The 19,680-nt window shown below is 64.2% G+C and carries 12 protein-coding genes; 5 read left to right on the forward strand and 7 right to left on the reverse strand.

The window, feature by feature from the left end; translation table 11 throughout:
- The first annotated feature begins 8 nt into the window (after positions 1–8).
- Positions 9–1,154 (forward strand): transaldolase family protein, encoded by a 1,146-nt coding sequence (locus tag JFN91_RS04160; RefSeq protein WP_199387947.1) that lies wholly within the window; start codon positions 9–11, stop codon positions 1,152–1,154.
- A complete protein-coding gene (locus JFN91_RS04165) occupies positions 1,151–1,444 on the forward strand; it encodes a J domain-containing protein (RefSeq protein ID WP_199387948.1) in 294 nt (97 codons plus the stop codon). Before JFN91_RS04160 ends, JFN91_RS04165 begins: the two co-directional genes overlap by 4 nt.
- Positions 1,445–1,676: 232 nt before the next feature.
- On the opposite strand, the gene JFN91_RS04170 is transcribed toward JFN91_RS04165, so the two are convergent.
- From JFN91_RS04170 to JFN91_RS04200, 7 genes are all read right to left on the reverse strand, one after another.
- Positions 1,677–2,138, reverse strand: a complete 462-nt coding sequence (locus JFN91_RS04170) for an SRPBCC family protein (protein ID WP_199387949.1) — start codon at positions 2,136–2,138, stop codon at positions 1,677–1,679.
- Positions 2,139–2,160: 22 nt separating this feature from the next.
- The gene (locus JFN91_RS04175) at positions 2,161–2,757 is read right to left on the reverse strand and encodes a chemotaxis protein CheD (RefSeq protein WP_199387950.1); all 597 of its coding nucleotides are present in this window, start codon (positions 2,755–2,757) and stop codon (positions 2,161–2,163) included.
- A 31-nt stretch (positions 2,758–2,788) separates the two neighbouring features.
- Positions 2,789–5,326, reverse strand: a complete 2,538-nt coding sequence (locus JFN91_RS04180; protein ID WP_328745695.1) for a hybrid sensor histidine kinase/response regulator — start codon at positions 5,324–5,326, stop codon at positions 2,789–2,791.
- A 181-nt stretch (positions 5,327–5,507) separates the two neighbouring features.
- Positions 5,508–8,471 carry an NAD-glutamate dehydrogenase domain-containing protein gene (locus tag JFN91_RS04185; protein WP_199387952.1) on the reverse strand — a complete coding sequence of 988 codons (2,964 nt, stop codon included), beginning with the start codon at positions 8,469–8,471 and terminating at the stop codon, positions 5,508–5,510.
- 144 nt (positions 8,472–8,615) lie between these two features.
- On the reverse strand, positions 8,616–10,256 hold the full coding sequence (locus JFN91_RS04190; protein ID WP_199387953.1) for an anaerobic C4-dicarboxylate transporter: 1,641 nt from the start codon (positions 10,254–10,256) through the stop codon (positions 8,616–8,618).
- Positions 10,257–10,921: 665 nt separating this feature from the next.
- Positions 10,922–12,337 (reverse strand): sigma-54-dependent transcriptional regulator, encoded by a 1,416-nt coding sequence (locus JFN91_RS04195; protein ID WP_199387954.1) that lies wholly within the window; start codon positions 12,335–12,337, stop codon positions 10,922–10,924.
- Entirely contained in the window at positions 12,334–14,106 is a 1,773-nt protein-coding gene (locus JFN91_RS04200; protein ID WP_199387955.1) for a transporter substrate-binding domain-containing protein, read from the reverse strand. Before JFN91_RS04200 ends, JFN91_RS04195 begins: the two co-directional genes overlap by 4 nt.
- Before the next feature lie 192 nt (positions 14,107–14,298).
- On the opposite strand from JFN91_RS04200, the gene JFN91_RS04205 reads away from it, so the two are divergent.
- From JFN91_RS04205 to JFN91_RS04215, 3 genes are all read left to right on the forward strand, one after another.
- Positions 14,299–16,197: a methyl-accepting chemotaxis protein gene (locus JFN91_RS04205; protein ID WP_199387956.1), complete on the forward strand. Its 1,899-nt coding sequence runs from the start codon at positions 14,299–14,301 to the stop codon at positions 16,195–16,197.
- Between the two features lie 509 nt (positions 16,198–16,706).
- Positions 16,707–18,617, forward strand: a complete 1,911-nt coding sequence (locus JFN91_RS04210) for a sulfurtransferase (protein ID WP_199387957.1) — start codon at positions 16,707–16,709, stop codon at positions 18,615–18,617.
- Positions 18,618–18,687: 70 nt separating this feature from the next.
- Positions 18,688–19,527 (forward strand): hypothetical protein, encoded by an 840-nt coding sequence (locus JFN91_RS04215; RefSeq protein WP_199387958.1) that lies wholly within the window; start codon positions 18,688–18,690, stop codon positions 19,525–19,527.
- Positions 19,528–19,680: the final 153 nt, after the last annotated feature.

Consider the following 19,680-nt stretch of genomic DNA (forward strand, 5'->3'; position numbering starts at 1 on the left):
GGAGCGACATGAGGGATACGCCGGTCTCGAGGCTGTTGCAGTGCGGCCAGAGCGTGTGGCTCGACGGCGTCAGCCGTCGCGCCCTGCTCTCCGGGGAGTTGGCCGCCCTGATCCAGGAGGACGGCGTCAGCGGCGTCGGCTGCAGCATCGCCGTCCTGGAGCATGCCGTTGCGGCGGGAAGCGATTACGATGCCGACATCGCGTACCTGGCCAAAAGAGGCCTCTCGTCGCTTCCCATCTGCGACGCCCTGCTCATCGACGACGTCCGGGCCGCGGCGGACCTGTTGGGTCCCGTGTACCAGCAAAGCGGCGGCAGCGACGGGTTCGTGACCCTGGAGCTTTCCCCGCACCTTGCCCACGATGCCTCGGCCATGGTCCGGGAGGCCAGGCGTTTGCGGGACCTTGCCGACCGTCCCAACCTCTTCGTCAAGATGCCCGGCACCCTGGAAGCGGTGGCCGCCCTGCGCTGCCTCGTGAGCGAGGGGGTCAACGTGCGGGTGGATCCCCTTTTCAGCGTCCCGCGTTACCGCGCCGTCGCCGAGGCTTATCTGGACGGACTGTCACGGCGCGCCGCCCGGGGGCTGCCGCTGGAGCGGGTGGCCTCGGTGGTGGGGCTGCCGCTGGGCGGGATCGACCGGGTACTGGAGCCGCTGCTCTCCCGCCTGGCGCTGGCGAGCGACTCCGGCCGGGTGCTGGCCGGGGCGCTCAGGGGGGAGGGGGGCATCGCTCTGGCCAAGGTGCTGCGCGGCGTGAACCGCGAGATGCACCGCGACAGCCGCTTCATCGCGCTGGCGGCGCGGGGGGGAAGACCCCAGCGGCTGGCCTGGGTCACGGGCGCGCCGCTGGCGGGGAGCTTCGACCTGCGCTATCCGGAGGCGCTAGTCGGGCCGGACACGGTGCAGGTCATGTCGCCCGGGGTGCTGGCGGCCTACCGCGAGCGTGGGCGCCCGGTAAGCCGGCTCGACCTGGGGGCGCAGGACGCACAGGTCCTGCTGGAACAGCTCTGCGCGCTGGGGATCGATCCGGACCGGCTGGCCCAGGAGCTCGAGGACGAGGGGGTGCAGCGGCTGGCGCGCCCCTACGACAGCCTCATGCGCAACATAGAGCTGAAACGGAGCGCGGCCCTGCGGGGAGGCCGGGAGGGAAGGGGATGACCTACAAGGAGTTGCAGTTGGCCCTGGCGGTGTTCGGCCTGGAGGAGCGGGCGAGCCTCAGGCAGATCAAGAACCGGCACCGCGAGCTGGTGAAAAGACATCATCCCGACCTGGGGGCGCCGGCGGACAGCGACGAGATGAGCAAGGTCAATGCCGCCTACCGGGTGCTGCTCGACTACCTTGCCGACTACCGTTTTTCCTTTTCAGAAGAGGAATTCTACGAGCAGAACCCGGACGAGCAGCTCAGGCGCCAGTTCTTCGACGACCCGCTCTGGGGCGGCAAGGGGTAGCCCTGGCGTATTAGAATTCGTCAATATAATGTCGAGGCTCCGCAAAATGGCGGGAAAGTGCATAAAAACCGCGCTTTCCAGCTAGCACCTATCTGGGCGCGGCTTCGCTGTACACAGTTTGGTGGAAAACGCTGTGGATAACTTTCCGGTTGGCACCCCTTTCTCCCTGAAGATCATGGTTTTTTACCTTTTTGCATAAAAAATAGGCAGGCTCTACGCTGCTGCCTGTGCGCTACAGGTGAAGGCCTAGTTCGCGGGCGAGGGCCACGCGGCGGTAGTCGAAGATGCTGCGCACCCGCTTTGCCACCAGGGGCGCCGCCACCCGCCCCAGCGGCCCGAAGGGGAGCACGTAGTGCACCATGTCCGTCATCAGCGTCCCCTGCGGCGTCTCCCTGAAGATATGCTGGTGATGCCACATCCGGTACGGCCCGAAGCGCTGTTCATCCACGAAGAAGTACGGCTCCTGCATGTGGGTGATCTCGGTGACCCAGTTGACCGCCATGCCGAGAAAGGGGGTTACCGTGTAGGTGACGATCATCCCGGCGTGCATCGTCTCGGGGAGCTCCCCGGTGATCCTGAAGCCGAGGTCGGGTGGCGTTATGCGCGGCAGGTTGCCCGGGTGCACGAAAAACTCCCAGGCCTGTTCCAGCGACAGCGGCAGCAGCTGTTCCTGCTTCATCAGGTACATCTTCATCAGCTCATCATTCCTTTCCCGTTCACCAGAGATCGACCTCGGTGAGCGCGGCCTGCTGCTGCTCGATTGCCCTCTGCCAGCAGTAGCGGTCCCGTTCGGCGAGTTTGCTGCTGCGGCTGGAATCCACCTTCCTGCGGTGCACGGAGAAATCGCCGTTGGAGAAGTGGATCACCCTCCCGAAGTCCCCGCCGATGTCCATGGCGTCGATCGGTATCCGTTCCTTTTCCAGGTACTGCAGGATGAACCGGCAGTTTACCTGCCCCACGCAGAAGAAGTTGTCCGTGTTCGCCGCCGGGTTGATGATGGTGGCTCCCCCGAAGACCTTGGCCCTGATCCGGGAGCGGTCGGTTCCGTTGGCCATCATGGCGTTGATCAAAAGGTCCATGGCATGGATGCCGTAGCGCCCGGCGTCGGTGATGTTGAGCGGCAGCTCCTTGGAGTAGCGCGGGTTGCTCAGCATGAAGTGGTTCATCCCGATCAGGCGCCGGCTCGGGTCGTAGAGGCACGCGGCGATGCAGGAGCCGAGCAGGGTGGTGATCACCCCCGGCTTGCCCGTGACGTAGAATTCGCCCGGCGCTATGGTGACCCGCTCACCGTTTTGGTATGTTTCGACCTTCATGCCCCACCCATCGCGTCGCTGGCAACCCGCCTCAAGGCTCTTGCGGTTGCGCCAGCATTTCCGAGAGCTTCTTCTTGAGCTTTTCCATCTCCAGCGGCTTCTGGATGTAGTGCATCCCCGCTTGTATCACCCCGCGCTGGATCACGTTGTCCGAGGTGTGCCCCGACATGAAGAGCACCTTCATCTCCGGCAACCCCTCCCGGATCCGCTCCGCCAACTCCCTGCCGTTCATCTCCGGCATCACCACGTCGGTCAGCACCAGGTCGATCTCGGCGCCGCGCTGCCGGCTGATTTCCAGCGCATCCAGGGGACTTTGCGCCTGGATCACCCTGAGCCCCATCTCCTCCAGCAGCCTCGTGGTAAGCCACAAAAGCATCTCCTCGTCCTCGACCAGCAGGATGGTCCCGGACAGCGGCCCGTCCTCGGGGCGCTCCCCCTGCGGCGCCGCCGGGTCCTCCTGGAGGCGGGGGAGGTAGATCTTGAACACGGCACCCTGGCCCGGCTCGCTGTAGACGTTGATGAAGCCGCCGTTTTGGGTGACGATGCCGTACACCGTGGACAGTCCCAGGCCGGTCCCCTTGCCCTGTCCCTTGGTGGTGAAGAAGGGCTCGAAGACGTGGGCGGCGGTCATCTTGTCCATGCCGTGGCCGGTGTCGCTCACCGAAAGCTGCACGTACTCCCCCGGCCGCGCCTCGGGATGCAGGTAGGCGTAGTGGCTGGGAATGCGCACGTTGGCGGTCTCGATGGCGAGGCTCCCCCCCTCGGGCATGGCATCGCGGGCGTTCACCGCCAGGTTCATCAGGATCTGGTCCACCTGCGACGGGGCGATCATTATGGTCCACAGCTCCGGCCCGGGATGAAAGGAGAGTTGCACGTCCTCGCTGATCAGCCTGGTGAGGATCTTGATGGAATCCTCGATGAGCCGGTTCAACTGCACCGGTTTGGGGGAAACCACCTCCTTGCGGGAGAAGGCCAGCAACTGCCTGGTGATGTCGCTGGAGCGCCGGGCCGCGTTGATGATCAGCTCCAGGTACTGCCCGATCGGCTCGCCGTCCTCGAGCTTGCGCTTGGAGAGCTCGGCGGCGCCGGAGATGACGCTCAGCATGTTGTTGAAGTCGTGGGCGACCCCGCCGGCCAGGCGGCCGATGGACTCCATCTTCTGCGACTGGCGGAACTGTTCTTCCAGGTGCCTGCGTTCGGTGGTGTTGATGAACGCCACCACGGCCCCCACCACCTTGCCTTCCTTCACCTGGGGATAGGACCAGTACTCCACGGGGAAGCTGCTGCCGTCGGAGCGCCAGAACACCTCGTCTTCCACGTGGCTCCCCTTGCCCTGCAGCATGGTGCTGTGGGCGCTGCACTCCTCCTGCGGCATGTGCCGGCCGTCGGGGTAGCTGTGGTGCATGATGTCGTGGATGTTCCTGCCCAGGAGGTCGCTCTCTTTTTCATAGCCGAGCATGGCCAGGCAGGCCCGGTTGCAGAAGGTGCACGTTCCATCGATGTCGATGCCGTAGATCGCCTCGCCGGTGGAATCGAGCAGCAGCCTGAGCCGCTCCTCGCTCTCCCGCAGTGCCTCCTCCGCCTGCCAGCGCTCGGAGACCTCCTCCTCCAAAAGTGCCGCCTGCTCCTGCAGCGATTCCTGGGCGGCCTGGCGCTCGTTGATCTCATCCTCCAAAAGCGCCGCCTGCTTCTTGATCTCCTCCTCGGCATGCCTGCGCTCGTCCATCTCGAGCTTCAGGTTCCAGAGCGCGTAGGACATCCCCAGAACCAGCAGGAGCGAGACCGCCTTCAGCAGGTACAGGCGCCAGTCGCTGGGCCCCTGGTAGCGGGTCACCCGCAGCATCACGCCGCTCTCCGGGGAGGTGACCGGCCACTCCTTCACGTAGTGCCGGTCCAGGGGCTCGGCGTAGGGCATGGTGGCCAGCAGGCGCCCGCCTGAATCGGTGAGGCTCAGGTGGTACAGGCGCGGCTGGGTATGCGCGACCAGTTGCTGCAGCAGCTTGTTGCACGAGTAGATCCCTCCGAAGAGCCCGAGGAAGGTGTCCCCGCGGAACACCGGGACCCAGACCTCGAAGGAAGGGTTCCCCTGGATGGCCTCGAAGGGGCGGGTATAGACCGGCTTGCGCAGCTGCCTGGCCAGGGCCGAGGCCCGTTTGGGTTCGGGGAGGTTCAGGTGCAGCCCGACGATCTGCCGGTTCGGCGCCAGGGGGGCCACGTCGGTGATGGTGTAGTCGGCATCGACCCAGGTGATGTTGATCAACTGGGGGTGGGCCTGCACGTACTGCCCGGCGCGCTCCTGGAAAAGCACGGGGCTGAGTTTTCCCGCGGCCCGGTCCAGGGCCAGAAGCCCCAGGTAGCTGGCGTCCCCTTCCAGGGTCAGTTGCAGCGAACCGCTGAAGGTGCGCACCCTGGCGGCCAGGTCGTTTTGCTTCGCTTTCAGGTTGTTGCCTTCGGTGAACCAGACGATCAGGCCGAACACTACCAGGAAGGTGGCGAACAGGATGGCGCTGTAGCGCAGAGCCGCCGAGCGGTTGCGTGGGTGGGGATGTGGGCCATTGAGGTAAGACACTTCGTTCCTCCGACAGCATGGGTACGATGCGCTCCTCATCGGCAAACGGCCCGAAATGTTGAGCCCCGGTGAGCCGGCCCCGCGCAACTTGATGATAATACCAGCAAAAACGCGTTCCACAAACGGGACGAGCCCGCCGTTGCCGGCGGGCTCTTGGGGATGCCGTTTCCTTGTCGTGGTATCAGGCGGCGAAGTTGCGGTCGATGTGCAGCCTGAGGATATCCTCGAACTCGGTCTCCTGGTTGCCGCGGTACACCATGGAGGAGCCCAGTTCCGCGGCCAGGATGGCGCAGAGGTACTTCTGGGGCAGCGTCGCGATCCGGCGGCGGTAGAGCGCCTTTTCCGCCACCAGCGCGGGGAGGTGCGCCAGGATCACCCGGCGAAACGGCGCCTGGGCCAAAAGCTCGGGGCGCCCCTGGAAGAAGCGGAACAGGCGCGCGTAGTGGCCGTTGATCTCGGTGCTGATGGCGTCGGAGATCTCGGTGCAGGCAAGCGCCGGGCTTTCGCGGTGGCGCTTGAGGATGAGGCGCGCCTCGTCGGCCGCCCTCTTTTCCAGGATGGAGATCACCCCGGCGACGTACTCCTCCTTCTCGGCCAGGAACTCGCTGTCTTTCATGAGCAGGTTGGCGATGATCTCGTAGGAGGAGGAGATCACGCCGCACTTGTTGGCCGAGGCGTCGCGCATGATGATGACCCCCCGCTTCTGCAAGAGCGCGCGCGCCTGCGGGGTGATGAAGGAGTTGGCCCCCTCGATGATGGCCCGGGCCGACGGCGTGCCGTCGGGGAGGAAGAAGCGCTCCCAGTTGCCGGCGTCGATGGTTTCCGGGCGCCCGCCGCCGGGGATGAAGAGGTCGGCCTCGGTGGTGAAGACCAGGTCCCCGAACTCGCGCGAGAACTCGTCGATGGAGATCCACTGCTCGCTAAGGCCGTCCGCCCCCATGGTCACCTTGCGGTACAGGGTCTTCAGCCCCTCGGTTTTGCTGCCGCTTCTAAAGAGCATGAAGCCCCCCTGGTGCAGCGCCTGCGGGTTGAAGCCGTCCAGGTCCTCCTTCAGGATGATGCGCGACAGCTCCCCGTGGCGCGCCCCCTGCGGATCGAACAGCGCCGCGGTGCCGTCCAGAATAAGGCGGATCTGCATCCTCGGGTAGCGCTCCAGCATGATGCGCATGGCGTTGCCCGCCACGTCCCCGTTGGGGCCGCCGGTGAACTTCACGCTGAAGGCGTCGTGCACCATGTCGATGCCCAGGTCCGCCATGGTGATCTCGGCGAAGCGGACCACGCCGGTCGAGGTGACCCCGAACTCCTTGTGGTTGATCCCCACCTTCTTGCTGGACATGATACCGATGCCCAAGAGGTAGCCGCGCTCCTTGGAGATGCGGGCGATGCTCTCGATCATGGCGTCGTGCATGTTCTCGTCGGGCCCGAGCTCGATCGGCTCGTCCTCGCGGTAGTAGTCCACCACCGCCGGGAGCCTCGCCACGCCGTGGTCGGTGACGAAGATGTCCAGGAAGGCGTTGGCGACGCCGTACTGCAGCTTGTACAGGCGCAAGACCTCCTGGTCGCGCTCGCCGCTTCTCTGCAGGTCCCCCGCGTCGAGGATCAGCACCAGTTTGGAGCCCCCCTCGTAGATGTCCTTGTTCTTCAGGTGCTGGGTGTGGGCCAGGACGAAGTTCTCCCGGAAGATGGTGTTGGCGTTGGTGATGAAGTCGTCGCCGTTTCTGGCGATGACGGTGCGCCAGCCGCCGCGGGCGATGTCCGAGAAGCCGATGTGGTAGCCGAAACCGAAGCGGCTGAAGAAGAAGGTGACCCGGAAGGGGAGGGAGGAGGGGAGGTCCGAGGTGAACTCCGCACCCAGCTCGGTCAGGTAGGAGGGATCGAGCCGGAAGGCGAGCGCCTGCTTCTGCAGCACGTAGAAGTTGGTCTTCAGGGTGTGCTTGATGAAGATGAGGCAGCAGCGGAAGATGGCGCGGCGCACCTCGTCCAGGTAGCGGTGCCCGGTGTTGTAGTCGGAGACCAGCCGTTCGGTCTCCTCGAGCTTCTCGGCGTAGCGGGTCGCCCGTTCGCTGACGGCGGGGTCGAAGCGGACCGCGAACAGCTCGGCCAGTTGCAGGGCGATCTCGGGGTGCGAGAAGAAGGCGCTCTTCACGTCGTCCAGGCCGAAGCGGTCCGGCTGGTTGTGGGCGAGGTTCGTGTGGGTAAAGGCGATGAAGGCGTTGATGAGCGACCCCTCCCTGCCGCTGAAGGTCCCGCGGGTGACGAAGTCGCGGTAGGCGATCGAGGTGGTGGCGAGTATCTGGGTGTTGCACAGCTCGTCTTTCAGGCGGCTGAACAGTTCGCTGTCGCGGGAGAGCACGTGGCCGTCGCGGCGGCGCACGTAGAAGGTTCCCAGGAAGTAGGGGTGGGTGCCGTTGGAGATAGTGAGGCAGTAGGCGCGGTTGACGCCCAGGTCCAGGCGGTTGAAGACCTCCATCACCTGGAGCAGGAAGTCCTTTTGCGGCGGGTTGCCCACCGCGAAGTGGATGCGGGATTCACGTCCCCCCTCCATCTCCTCGACGTCCAGGTACAGCCCCCCGGCCTTGACCCCCTTCTGGTACAGGTTGACCACCTGGGCCACCCGCTCCGGCCAGGCCATGCGCACGTACTTCTCGTTGTTAAGCCAGAGCATGCGCAGCAGGCGGTCCAACTCGGCCATGACGAAGTCCGGGTAGTTTTGGCGCAGCGAGGCGGCGACCTTGGCGCGGATCCCGGCCGGGATGACCACGTCCCCGCCGTCCTGGATCTCCTTGGTGCTCTTTCTGTCGAACTCGAAGCGCTGGATCTCCAGGGTGCGGTCGCTGCCGGGGAGCGGGCTCTCCGAGTGGGCGATCATGGCGTAGGAAATCTCCCGCTCCGGGATGCGGCGCAGCGTGTCGTACAGCGATCCCGGCACGTTGGGGAGCGCCTGGATCAGGCACTTGTCCCGGTCGGAGAGCACCAGCCGGCGGTTGTGCGCCAGCGTAGCCATCTCGCGCTCCAGCATGGCCATCGCCTCGGGCTCGTCCTTCATGGCGATGAAGAAATAGGGGGGGAACTGTTCCATGAGCCAGTTGCGGTTTTCCATGGTGGCGGCGCTCAGTCTCTTCAATGCTGCGGTAGTGGTTTTCATTGCTCGTTACTCCTCAATGGAATGTTGGCGGTGTATGACACTACTCCTCCCCCCGGAGGGGGGAGGCTGGGAGGGGGGAGGCAGGGCTTTTTTCATGCTTCCCCCTCCCCGACCCTCCCCCTCCGGGGGAGGGAGCTTACGTGGCTAGAACATGAGCTTCACCAGCAAAAACCCGATGCCGATGGACGAGAAGGTGGCGACCAGCCCCGGGATCATGAAGCTGTGGTTCAACACGTAGCGGCCGATGCCGGTGGTGCCGGTGCGGTCGAAGTTGATGGCTGCGACCACGGTCGGGTAGTTGGGGATGAAGAAATAGCCGTTTACCGCCGGGAACATGGCGATCAGGAACGGTGCCGGGATGCCCAGGCTGATCCCCAGCGGCATGAGGGCCCTCACCGTGGCGGCCTGGCTGTAGAGCAGGATGGAGAGGACGAAGAGGGCGAAGGCGAAGAGCCAGGGGGCGGTGGTCACCATCCCCTTGATGGAACCGCTCAAAAAGTCCATGTTGCCCTGGAAGAAGGTGTCCCCCATCCAGGCGATGCCGAAGATGGCGATGACCGCCTGGATGCCGGCGATGAAGACGCTCCCCTCCACCACGCGGGAGACCTTCACCTTGCACAGAAGCAGCATGAGCGCCGCGATGGTCAGCATCACGATCTCGATCACGTGCGGCATCCCCATCTTCTCCTTGTTCTGAGCGGGGCGCTTGTCGTCGAACTTCACGATGTGGTAGCCGAACGGGCTCTTGATCACCTCGGTGAGGTCGCCCGGTTTCTTCAGTTTGGCACAGGCCTTCTCGAACTCGGGGATCATCTTTCCTTTCGCCTGCCAGCCGAGGTCGCCGCCGGTCGCCGCGCTGGCGTCGATGGAGCACTGCTTGGCGACGTCGGAGAAGTTGCCGCCCGATTTCAACTGGGAGAGCACCTGTTTCGCCTCGGTCTCGCTCTTCACCACGATATGGCTGATGCGGGTGTCGCTCCCCACGCTCCACTCCGGGCGCATTTGCGGGAAGGAGCCGAAGAGGACGACGAGAATGGTGCCGACCAGGAACAGTGCCACCGCCACCTTCGCGCTCGCCGGCGTATTGCGGATCGCCTCGTTCACCTTGGCGCTGTCCGCGCTCGCGTTACGCGGCGGAGGAACCAGCCCTTCCTGCAGCCTTTTCTGGTATTCCGGGTCCTGGTCCAGGTTCTTGCCCATCTTGTTGGAGACGAAGGCGGCGATGATGACGCCGATCAGGGTGGAGGGGATACAGACCTTCAGGATGTCGATCAGTTCCACGTTGAAGCCGAACTTTGCCGCCGAGCCCCCCAGGAGGCCGAGCAGAGCCACGGTCGCCGCGGCGATAGGGCTTGCCGTGATGGCCTGTTGCGAGGCGATCACCGAGATCGACATGGGTCGTTCCGGGCGGACGCCGGTTTCGCGCGCCACCTCCGCGATCACCGGGAGCACCGAGTAGGCCACGTGTCCGGTTCCCGCGAAGAGGGTGAAGAAGTAGGTGACCATCGGTCCCAGGAAGGTGATCCGGTCCGGGTTGTTTCTGAGGATTCTTTCCGCCAGCGAGACCAGGTAGTCCAGGCCTCCTGCCGCCTGCAGCACGCCCGCGGCAGTGACCACCGCCGCGATCATCAGCATCACGTCGATCGGGGGTGCGGTCGGTTGCAGGTGGAATAAGAAGGTAAGGACTGCGAGGCCCAGGCCGCCCATGACCCCCAGGCCGATGCCGCCCAGCCGCGCTCCGACGAAGATAGCTGCCAGTACCACTGTGAACTCTAGCCAGAACATGATCTTTCTCCCCTCTTTTATGGTCGGGCGTACATCGCCCACGACCGGTACATAGCATCGGCGATGCCAAGAGGAGAGCAGGGAGGTAAAGGTTTTAAGAATCGGCAGGTTACTGTGGAAATTTGAGGGCGGTGATTCTCATGAGGGGTATGCCGTAGGGAATAGGGGGGGAGGTCTGGACGGGGAAAGGTATGTATCTCCGGCAAGTTAGGATAATGTATGACAACCGGCATAGTATGCCCTGGGGCATACCCCTGTCAGCAATCACTCCCCCCTTCCTGGTTCCCAAGCTCCAGCTTGGGAACCCTATACGGCGCAAAGCTCCAGCTTTGCATCCGAGGGACGTTGGAGCTTCGGAGAGGCTTTGCGTTCCCAAGGTGGACCTTGGGAACGAGATCAAGGCAGGGGACAGGCACCTGACGGAGCCAGTCCCCTTTTCCTGGTTCCCAAGCTCCAGCTTGGGAACCCCATATGGCGCAAAGCTCCAGCTTTGCATTTCCTGGTTCCCAAGCTCCAGCTTGGGAACCCTATACGGCGCAAAGCTCCAGCTTTGCATCCGATGGAAGTTGGAGCTTCGGAGAGGCTTTGCGTTCCCAAGGTGGGCCTTGGGAACGAGATCAAGGCAAAGGGGACAGGCACCTGACGGAGCCAGTCCCCTTCCGCGATCACTCCCCCCGCTGCTGCTTCAACCTCTTGCTCAAGGTCGGCTGCGACACCCCCAGAAGCCTCGCCGCGATGGACTGGTTTCCCTCCGCCCGCCTGACCGCCTCGGCCACCAGCAAATCGATCGCCTCGGTGAACCCCGGCAGCCGGTCCACCCCGAAGAAGGGGTTCTCCGAAGGCTCCGCCGGCTGCTCCACGGCCGACTGCACCGGCCGCTCCCCGATGGCGCGCACGAACGCCTCCATGGAAAGCACGCCCCCCTGGTGCAGGCTGACCGCGTCGTAGACCATCGCCTTCAGTTCGCGCACGTTGCCCGGGAAGTCGTAGGTGGCCAGCAGCACGGCGAGCTCTTTGGGCAGGGTCGGCTTCTTCTTGCCGAACTCCCGCGCCGCCAGCCCCAGGAAGTGGTCCAACAGCAGCGGGATGTCCTCCTTCCTCTTCCTCAAGGGGGGGACATGCAGGTGGTGCGCCCGCAGCCGGTAGTAGAGGTCATTTCTGAACTGCCCCGCCGCCTGCCGCGCCGCCAGGTCCTGGTGCGTCGCCACCACCACCCGCGCCCGGATACGGCGGGGACGGTCGCTGCCGATGGGATAGTACTCCCCCTCCTGCAAAAGCCGCAACAGCTTCACCTGGGAGCTAAGACTCAGGTCGCCGATCTCGTCCAGGAACAGGGTCCCGTCGGCGGCCTGCTCGATCATCCCCTTCCTCGCCTCGCCCGCGCCGGTGTAGGCCCCCTTCACGTGCCCGAACAGGGTGTCCGACACCATGGTGTCGTCCAGTCCTGCCACGTTCACCGCCACCAGCTCCCCCTTCCTGCCGGAAAGCCGGTGCAGGGCGGATACGATCAGCTCCTTGCCGACGCCGCTCTCGCCCGTCACCAGGATGGGCTGCGAGGAAAGCGCCACCGCCTCGACGTACTGGAAGATGGAACGCATCCCCTTGTCGCCGGTCACGATGTTGTCAAACGCCTCGGGGTGCTCCAGCCGGTCGTAGAGGAAGCGGTTCCTCAGCTCCCGGTTCTCCAGCTGCAGCTCCTTCTCCCGCACCGCCCGCTTCACCCCCTTGACGATGCGCCCTTCCTCGGACGTCTTCACGTAGTAGTCGAAGGCGCCGCTGCGCATGCAGTTCACCGCGGTCTCCAGCTGGTTCAAGCCGCTCACGATGATCACCGTCACCTCGGGATGCTCCTCGGCGATCCGCTCCAGGAGTTCTTCGCCGGAGAGGTGCGGCATGGTCAGGTCGAGCAGCACCACGCCCACCGTGTGCTCGGTCATCATCTTCAGGGCCTCGCGGCTGTCCGCGCAGGTGATGATGTTGGTGAGCCCCGCGCGCTCCAGGGTGATGCTCATGGCATAGAGCCAGTCCGGTTCGTCGTCGACCAGCAGGATGCCGAAGGATGGATAGAGGGTGGTGGTCATGCCATGAACTCCTTTTCGGGCACGGTGAAGGTGAGCCGCGCCGTGGTGCCTGCGCCGGGGGCGGAGCTGAAGGAGAGTTCGCCGCCGTGCTCCTTGACGATGCCGCTGGAAACCGACAGCCCGAGGCCGGTGCCGCCGCTGTCGCGCTTGGTGGTGAAGAAGGGATCGGTCAGGCGCGGCAGGTGTTCCGGCGCAATCCCCGTTCCCTGGTCGCGTACCTCCATGATCACCTGCCTTGTCTCCGCATCGAACCAGGTGACCAGCTCGATGCCCCGCTCCGGTGAAGGAAGCGCCTGGCAGGCGTTCACCAAAAGGTTCACCACCACCTGTTCGATACGCTGGGCGCTGCCGTTGAGCCGCGGGATACCGGCCCCGAGGCTCACGCTGAAATGTTCCGTGCTCTTCTCCACCAGGTTGGTCAGAAGCCGCAGCGCCGCCTGCACCGTCTCGTTCAGGTCGAACTCCGCCGCCTGTCCCGGCTCCTGCTGCCGCGCGAAATCCTTCAGGTCCTCGACGATCAGCTTCACCCGCCGCGATCCCTCCTGCATCTGCTGCATGAGCTTCGGAAGCGCCTCGCGCATGCGCGAGTAGGAAAGCCCGCCGAACTCAAAGTCTCCATTCTTCTCGTAGTACTCCTCGAGAATCGGCTCCGCGTCCCGAAACGCCTCCATCACCACCGGCAGGTTCAACAGGATCAGCCCGTTGGGGTTGTTGATCTCGTGCGCCACGCCGGAGACCAGGATCCCCAGCGCGGCCATCTTGTCCGCCTGGACCAGCTGCTGCTGCCGGTTTCTCAACTCCTCCTCGGCGTGGCGGCGCTCCTCAACCTCGCGGGTCAGCTCCGCGGTACGGGTGTCCACCTCCCGCCGCAGTGTCCGCGACCAGATGACGGCGCCGCCGGCGAGAAGGATCAGCGGCAGCACCACCACCGCGCCGTACCTGAACACCTCGCTCCAGGTGAGCCCTGGCGGTTCCAGGACCCCGAGCCACCGGTTGTAGATCTTCTGGTACTCACCGGTGTTCTTCAAAATGGCGAGCCCCTCGTTGAAGCGGGCTAAGAGCGCCGCGTTCCCCTTCTTCACCGCGAAGCAGTACTGCTGCGCCGATACCGGGTCGCCCACCGCTTCCAGGTTGGAAAGCCCCAGCTCCCGGATCAGGTACAGGCCGGGGAGTTTCGCCATCACCGCGTAGTCGTGCTTGCCCGAGGCCAGCGCGCGCAGCACGTCGGCGTGGGTCGGGACCGGGATCACCTTGGCGCCGACGCGCTGCGCGGCCAGGAACTCCTGCATGATGCCGTCGTTGAGCACCAGGACCTCCTTGCCGCGTAGGTCGGCCAGGGTGGGATGCCGGGTGCCCCCTTTGCGGGCGAAGATGGAGTGGTGCACGATGGTGTGCGGCGGAGAGAAATCGACGCTTTTGGCGCGCTCGTCCGAGAAGGACATCCCCTCCAAGAGGTCGACGTCCCCCCTGACCAGGTCCTGGCGCCGTTCCGACCACGCCCCCAGCCGTATTTCCACCTTGAGCCCCATCACCCGGGCCACGGCGCGGGTCAGCTCCACGTTGTAGCCGGTTGGCTTGTCGTCCTTGTCCAGGAACTCGTAAGGAGGGTAGCTGCGGTCGCCGCCGACGACGACCAGCGAGGGAGCCGGGTCGGCGGCCGGGGCCGGGTGCGCGCAGATGACGGCGCAGAGGGAGAGAACGGCGGCGACGATAAGACGCAGGTGCCGGTGGCATTGGCTTTGGCGCTGAATGACGGTTACTGACGGCATGGATGCAGCTTATCTGTCAAATCTGCGAGTTGCAAGGGCATCTGCTGTCAGAGACAGGACAAGCCGGCGGCTGATACATTATTTTTTGCCAATGTGATATGGTCTGTCCCTTTAAGTCCTCAAGCACGAGGCTCCACGCACCGAAATATTGAAGGTGAAACATTCCTTCAGCAAGATTGTGAGAGGTAAGTTATGAACCTGAGAAACAAGGTCAACGTGACGGTAGTGATTGCTTTTGCCATAGCCATCGTCGCCCTGATCATCACCGCCGCCACCAGTTCGCGCAAGATCATGGGCAGCATGGTCAACGCCTCGCAGCAGTCCATTGCCGGCGACAACGCCGCCAGCGTCGACTCCTGGCTGCTCAGCAAACAGGCCATCATCGCTGCGGGAGCCAAGGAACTTTCCAAGGAGTCGGGGCAGTCCAAGGAGTACCTGGGCAACCTGGTCCGGCTTTTGGCCTCTGCCGGTGGCTTCTCCACCGTCTATCCGGGCTACGAGAACGGCTTGTTCGTCTCCTCCGACGGCTGGGTACCCGACGCGGGATGGGACCATCGCAAGCGCCCCTGGTACGAGAAGGCCAAGGCGGAGATGAAGGTATCCCAGACAGAGCCGTACCAGGATGCCCAGACCGGCAAGACCATCATCTCCTTCATCGCGCCCATCACTGCCGGCGGCAGCTTCACCGGCGTGCTCAGTTCCGACATCATGCTCGACGACGTCATCAAGCAGGTGTTGAACGTGAAGGTCGGCAGCACCGGCTACGCCTTCATCATGGACAAGACCGGCAAGATCCTGGTGCATCCGAAAAAAGAGCTCGTGCTCAAGAAAAAGTTCCAGGAAGTGACCTCCGGGCTCGACGACCTGAGCGCGAAACTTGCCGCCGCCCCCAACGGCAGCCTCGAATACCAGATGGGGGACGTCGCCAAGATCGCTTCCTACGCGCGCATCCCCGCCGCGGACTGGTATCTCTGTGTCACGGCCGACAAGGCCGACGTCTTCGCGCCGGTGAACAAGCAGGTGCGGGCGCTCATGGTCATCGGCGCCATCTTCCTTGCCGGCGGCATCGCCGTCATCTTCTTCATCGTGATGAGGCTGCTCAGTCCGTTGGGCGTGCTCTGCACCCGCGTCGCCGACCTGGCCGAAGGGGAGGGGGACCTGACCAAGAGGGTCGACGTCGGGCACCGCAGTGACGAGATCGGGCTATTGGCGGAGAAGCTGAACACCTTCGTGGAGAGCATGGGGAGCATCATCTCCCAGATCGCCTCCGCCTCCCGGTCGCTTGCCTCCGAATCCAACGCGCTCACCTCGACCTCCATGTCCATCTCGGTCGGCGCCGAGTCGGTAGCCGGGCAGACCGCGACCGTGGCCACCGCCAGCGAGGAGATGGCCGCCACCGCCGCCGACATCGCCAGCAACTGTCACCGCGCCGCCGACAGCGCGCAGCACGCCGCCGACACCACCCAGGAAGGGTTCAAGGTCGTTTCCAGTACCGTGGAAGGAATCCGCTACCGCGGCCGTCAGACCCGCCAGAACGCCGACCGCATCTCCTCGCTGGGCGAGCGCTCCGAGCAGATCGGCGCCATCGTGGCGACCATCGAGGACATCGCCGACCAGACCAACCTCTTGGCCCTGAACGCAGCCATCGAGGCCGCCCGCGCCGGCGAGCAGGGGCGTGGTTTTGCCGTCGTCGCCGACGAAGTGCGGGCTTTGGCCGAGCGCACCACCCGCGCCACCAAGGAGATCGGCGACATGATCAAGGCGATCCAGCAGGAGACCAGGGACGCCATCACCTCCATGGAGGAAGGGGTGCGCGGCACCGAGCAGGGCGCCGTCGAGGCCGAGCAGTTGGAGGGGGCCCTGAAGAAGATCCTGGAGCAGGTGAACGACGTCACCGCCCAGGTGAGCCAGATCGCCACCGCCGCGGAGGAGCAGGGGGCCACCACCGGCGAGATCACCAACAACATTCAGCAGGTGACCTCCGTGGTGCAGGAGACCGCCAGCGGTGCCCAGGACTCCGCCCAGTCCGCCTCCCGTCTCTCCGAGCTCTCCGGCGAACTGCAGCGCATCGTCGGCAAGTTCAAGCTCTAGGGCGGAAAGGCAGAAAGGCAGAAGGGACAGGCTCCGTCAGGTGCCTGTCCCTCTAGCGGCACGCTCCTTTCAGCCCACCCAGCAATTCCAACTGTAGGGGCGAATAATCATTCGCCCGTCTTTGGCTCCTGTTTGACATCTCCTCTCAATTCCAGCAATTGTTCCCATACCATCCCGCCTCGCGTGTCTGTTGTGTGGCTCATTGACACGTAGAGCGCCTCGTAAAAGCAGCCTGTCCCCTTTTCATTTCCTTTTCATTTGCGCCTTTTCTTCTGCTGCACGAGCCCTCGCGCCCCCCTTTTGCGAAGGGGGGACAGGGGGAATTTGTCCGGTGCCTTCCTTAACATCTATCGGTCAAACCGATCCATCTGATGTTGTTTTTTGAATATATCAATTTGACTTTATTAAGTCCGCTTGATAGTTTCACGCCCGCCCGATAAGGGTGCATGGGCCGGTTTGTTCTTCGCAGTTGCTGCGATTTGAGAGATGAATCCTGAGGAGGAAATGTAATGAAACATGTAGTGAAGGGCATGCTGCTCATGATGCTCTGTGCGCTGGTGCTAACCGGGTGCGGCAGCAGCGTCACGGACAAGACCGCCACCAAGGCGAAACTCGTAGCCGCGGCAACGGAGTTTCCCAATGCGGATCTCCTGGTCTCTGCTGATTCGGTGCAGCAAAGCCTGCAGGCAACCGATCTCCTGATCATCGACGCGCGCGCCGCGTCGGCCTACGCGGCGGGACATCTCCCCGGCGCCATCAACCTGCAGCACAGCGCCTTCTGGACCAAGGGCGCCGGCCTCAAGGATACCGACACCCTGGCCACCCAACTCGGCGCCGCCGGCATCACCCGGCAGCAGAAGATCGTCATCTACGACAACACCACGGCCTCGTGGGGGGCTGCGGGACGTCTCTTCTGGATGCTCGAGTACCTGGGCTGCAGCGACGTCCACATCCTGGACGGCGGCTGGGACAAGTGGTCCGCCGACGCTCGTCCCACCAGTACCACTGCGGTGGTGAAGCCGGCCGCGACCTTTATCCCGAGCGTACAGGGCTCGCTCAGGGCCAACTCCGCCAAGATTGCCAGCCGACTCTACGACAACGACTTCGCCGTCATCGATACCCGCACCGACGAGGAGTTCGCCGGGTGGCAACTCTACGGTGAGACCCGCGGCGGCCACATCCCGCGCGCGGTAAACATCCCTTACGCCTGGTACTACAACAGCGACAAGTCCACCATCCGCTATCAGCAGCTCAAAACCATGCTGGAATCCCGCGGCATCACCCCCGACAAGGAAGTGACCGCCTACTGCACCGCCGGTATCCGCTCGGGTTACGCCTATTTCCTGCTCCGCCTCATGGGCTACGGCAAATGCTCCAACTACGATGCCTCCGCCTGGGACTGGGCCGACAACACCTCCTATCCCATGGACAAGGCCACCAACTACGCCGACGCGGTGTACCCGGCCTGGGTCAAGGCGCTCATCGACTACCACAAGCCGGGGAGCACCTCGGCTGCGCCGCCGCAGTACTCCTATGACCGCAACCACAAGTACGTCATCTTCGAGACCCAGTGGGGGAGCTTCTCCGACATGGCCGCCGGCTGGGCCGACAACTCCTACCTGCTCGGGCACATCCCGGGTGCCATCCACTCCAACTCCGACGTCTACGAGAACGGCTACCCGCGCTGGTTCCTGCTTCCGGACGCCGAACTGAAGACCGCCCTGGGGAGCATGGGCATCACCCCCGACACCACCGTCGTGGTCTACAGCGACTCCAACATCTTCGCGGCGCGCCTGTGGTGGATCCTCAAGTATGCCGGCGTCACCGACGTCCGCTTCATGAACGGCGGCATCCAGGCCTGGCAGGCGGCGGGGTACCCGACCGAAACCGCCATCAACACCCCGGTGGCCACCACCTATACCGGTGCCACCAACCCCGCGCTGTTGGCCGGCACCGGCTACGTCGCCTCGGTCTACAACACCACCGCCAAGATGGTCGACGTGCGCGCCGGCAGCGAGTACACCGGCATGATCAGCGGCTACGGCTACGTGGTGAACAAGGGACGCATCCCGGGCGCCACGTGGGCCTATAACGCGGACGATTCCGCCGGGATCTACGTCGACGCCGATGCCACCCTGAGAAGCTACGAAGAGGTGAAGTCGCTCTGGAGCGGCCTCGGCATCGACTTCAGCAAGGAAACCATCTTCTACTGCGGCAGCGGCTACCGTTCCGCCCTGGCTTACCTGTACGCGCACCTTATGGGCTACACCAACATCCGCAACTACTCGGACGGGTGGGAAGGGTGGTCCACCAACTACGTGGAAGATCCCGCCTACCTGGCGACCCCGGCCGTCCCGGGGAGCACCGACGGCTGGCGCCAGGATCCCTCCGGCCGTCCGGTGGCAACGGGCGGGCTGTAAAACGAACCAGTGACTCTCAGCAGGGAAGGCGCCGGCAGCGGCGCCTTCCTTTTGATACAGGAAGGAAACCATGAAAACGCTTCTCGCATCGCTGGCCGCGGTCGCCCTGGTCGCGGCCTTTTCGGCATCTTCGTGCTTTGCCGGCGCCTGGACCGCCAAAGAGGGGGGATATTACGAAAAAGCCTCCTTCAACTTCTACTACGCCGACAAGAGCTTCAACCCGGACGGCAACCGCAGGGACCTCTCCGACCACGGCACGTTCACCGACCACAACCTGAGCAACTACTTCGAGTACGGCGTCACCGACAGCCTCACCGTGCTCAATTCCCTCTCCTATAAGTGGCTCGAGAACGACAACGACCTGATGCGCGCCACGGCCCACGGCATCGGCGACATCGACCTCGGCGCCCGTTACCGCCTCTACCAAAGTGATGCCGTCGGCGTCGTTTCGACCCAGTTCCTGGTGAAAATCCCGGGGGGCTACGACAAGAACGACCCGCTGCCGCTGGGGAACGACCAGTACGACACCGAACTGCGCCTGCTCTACGGTCGCTCCCTGTACCCGACGCTCCCAGGCTACGCGAACCTGGAGATCGGCTACCGCCTGCGTGCCGGTGACCCCTCCGACGAACTGCGCTACCTCGTCGAGGTCGGCTTCGACCTGGGCAAGAACTTCTTCACCCGCGCCAAGCTGGACGGCATCTACAGCATCGACAACGGCAAGAAGGTGGACGGCTCCGGCAACCCGACCACGACCAACAACTTCGACCTCGGCAAGCTCGACCTGACCCTGGGGTACCAGGTCACGCCGGCCATGGGGGTCGAACTCGGCTATCGCCCGGACCTCTACGGCCAGAACACCGCCGCCGGCGCCAACTACTCGGTCGCACTCTACTTCAAGACACCGTAACAAAAGGCAGAAGGGACAGGCTCCGTCAGGTGCCTGTCCCTCTAAGCGGAACGTTCCCTTCTGCCACCCACCTTACCCAAGCCCTAAGGGGACAGGCACCTTGCGGAGCCAGTCCCCTCCTTCGGTGGTGGAGAACCAACGCGGATCACTAAC

Origin of the sequence: Geomonas anaerohicana, from assembly GCF_016458305.1 — a bacterium.
GTDB lineage: Bacteria > Desulfobacterota > Desulfuromonadia > Geobacterales > Geobacteraceae > Geomonas > Geomonas anaerohicana.

What these genes read in the sequence shown, in the direction of transcription:
- JFN91_RS04165 (WP_199387948.1), top strand. Translation starts at nt 1,151, where the DNA reads ATGACCTACAAGGAGTTGCAGTTGGCCCTGGCGGTGTTCGGCCTGGAG.
- JFN91_RS04185 (WP_199387952.1), bottom strand. Translation starts at nt 8,471, where the DNA reads ATGAAAACCACTACCGCAGCATTGAAGAGACTGAGCGCCGCCACCATG.
- JFN91_RS04160 (WP_199387947.1), top strand. Translation starts at nt 9, where the DNA reads ATGAGGGATACGCCGGTCTCGAGGCTGTTGCAGTGCGGCCAGAGCGTG.
- JFN91_RS04175 (WP_199387950.1), bottom strand. Translation starts at nt 2,757, where the DNA reads ATGAAGGTCGAAACATACCAAAACGGTGAGCGGGTCACCATAGCGCCG.
- JFN91_RS04210 (WP_199387957.1), top strand. Translation starts at nt 16,707, where the DNA reads ATGAAACATGTAGTGAAGGGCATGCTGCTCATGATGCTCTGTGCGCTG.
- JFN91_RS04215 (WP_199387958.1), top strand. Translation starts at nt 18,688, where the DNA reads ATGAAAACGCTTCTCGCATCGCTGGCCGCGGTCGCCCTGGTCGCGGCC.
- JFN91_RS04170 (WP_199387949.1), bottom strand. Translation starts at nt 2,138, where the DNA reads ATGAAGATGTACCTGATGAAGCAGGAACAGCTGCTGCCGCTGTCGCTG.
- JFN91_RS04195 (WP_199387954.1), bottom strand. Translation starts at nt 12,337, where the DNA reads ATGACCACCACCCTCTATCCATCCTTCGGCATCCTGCTGGTCGACGAC.
- JFN91_RS04205 (WP_199387956.1), top strand. Translation starts at nt 14,299, where the DNA reads ATGAACCTGAGAAACAAGGTCAACGTGACGGTAGTGATTGCTTTTGCC.
- JFN91_RS04190 (WP_199387953.1), bottom strand. Translation starts at nt 10,256, where the DNA reads ATGTTCTGGCTAGAGTTCACAGTGGTACTGGCAGCTATCTTCGTCGGA.
- JFN91_RS04200 (WP_199387955.1), bottom strand. Translation starts at nt 14,106, where the DNA reads ATGCCGTCAGTAACCGTCATTCAGCGCCAAAGCCAATGCCACCGGCAC.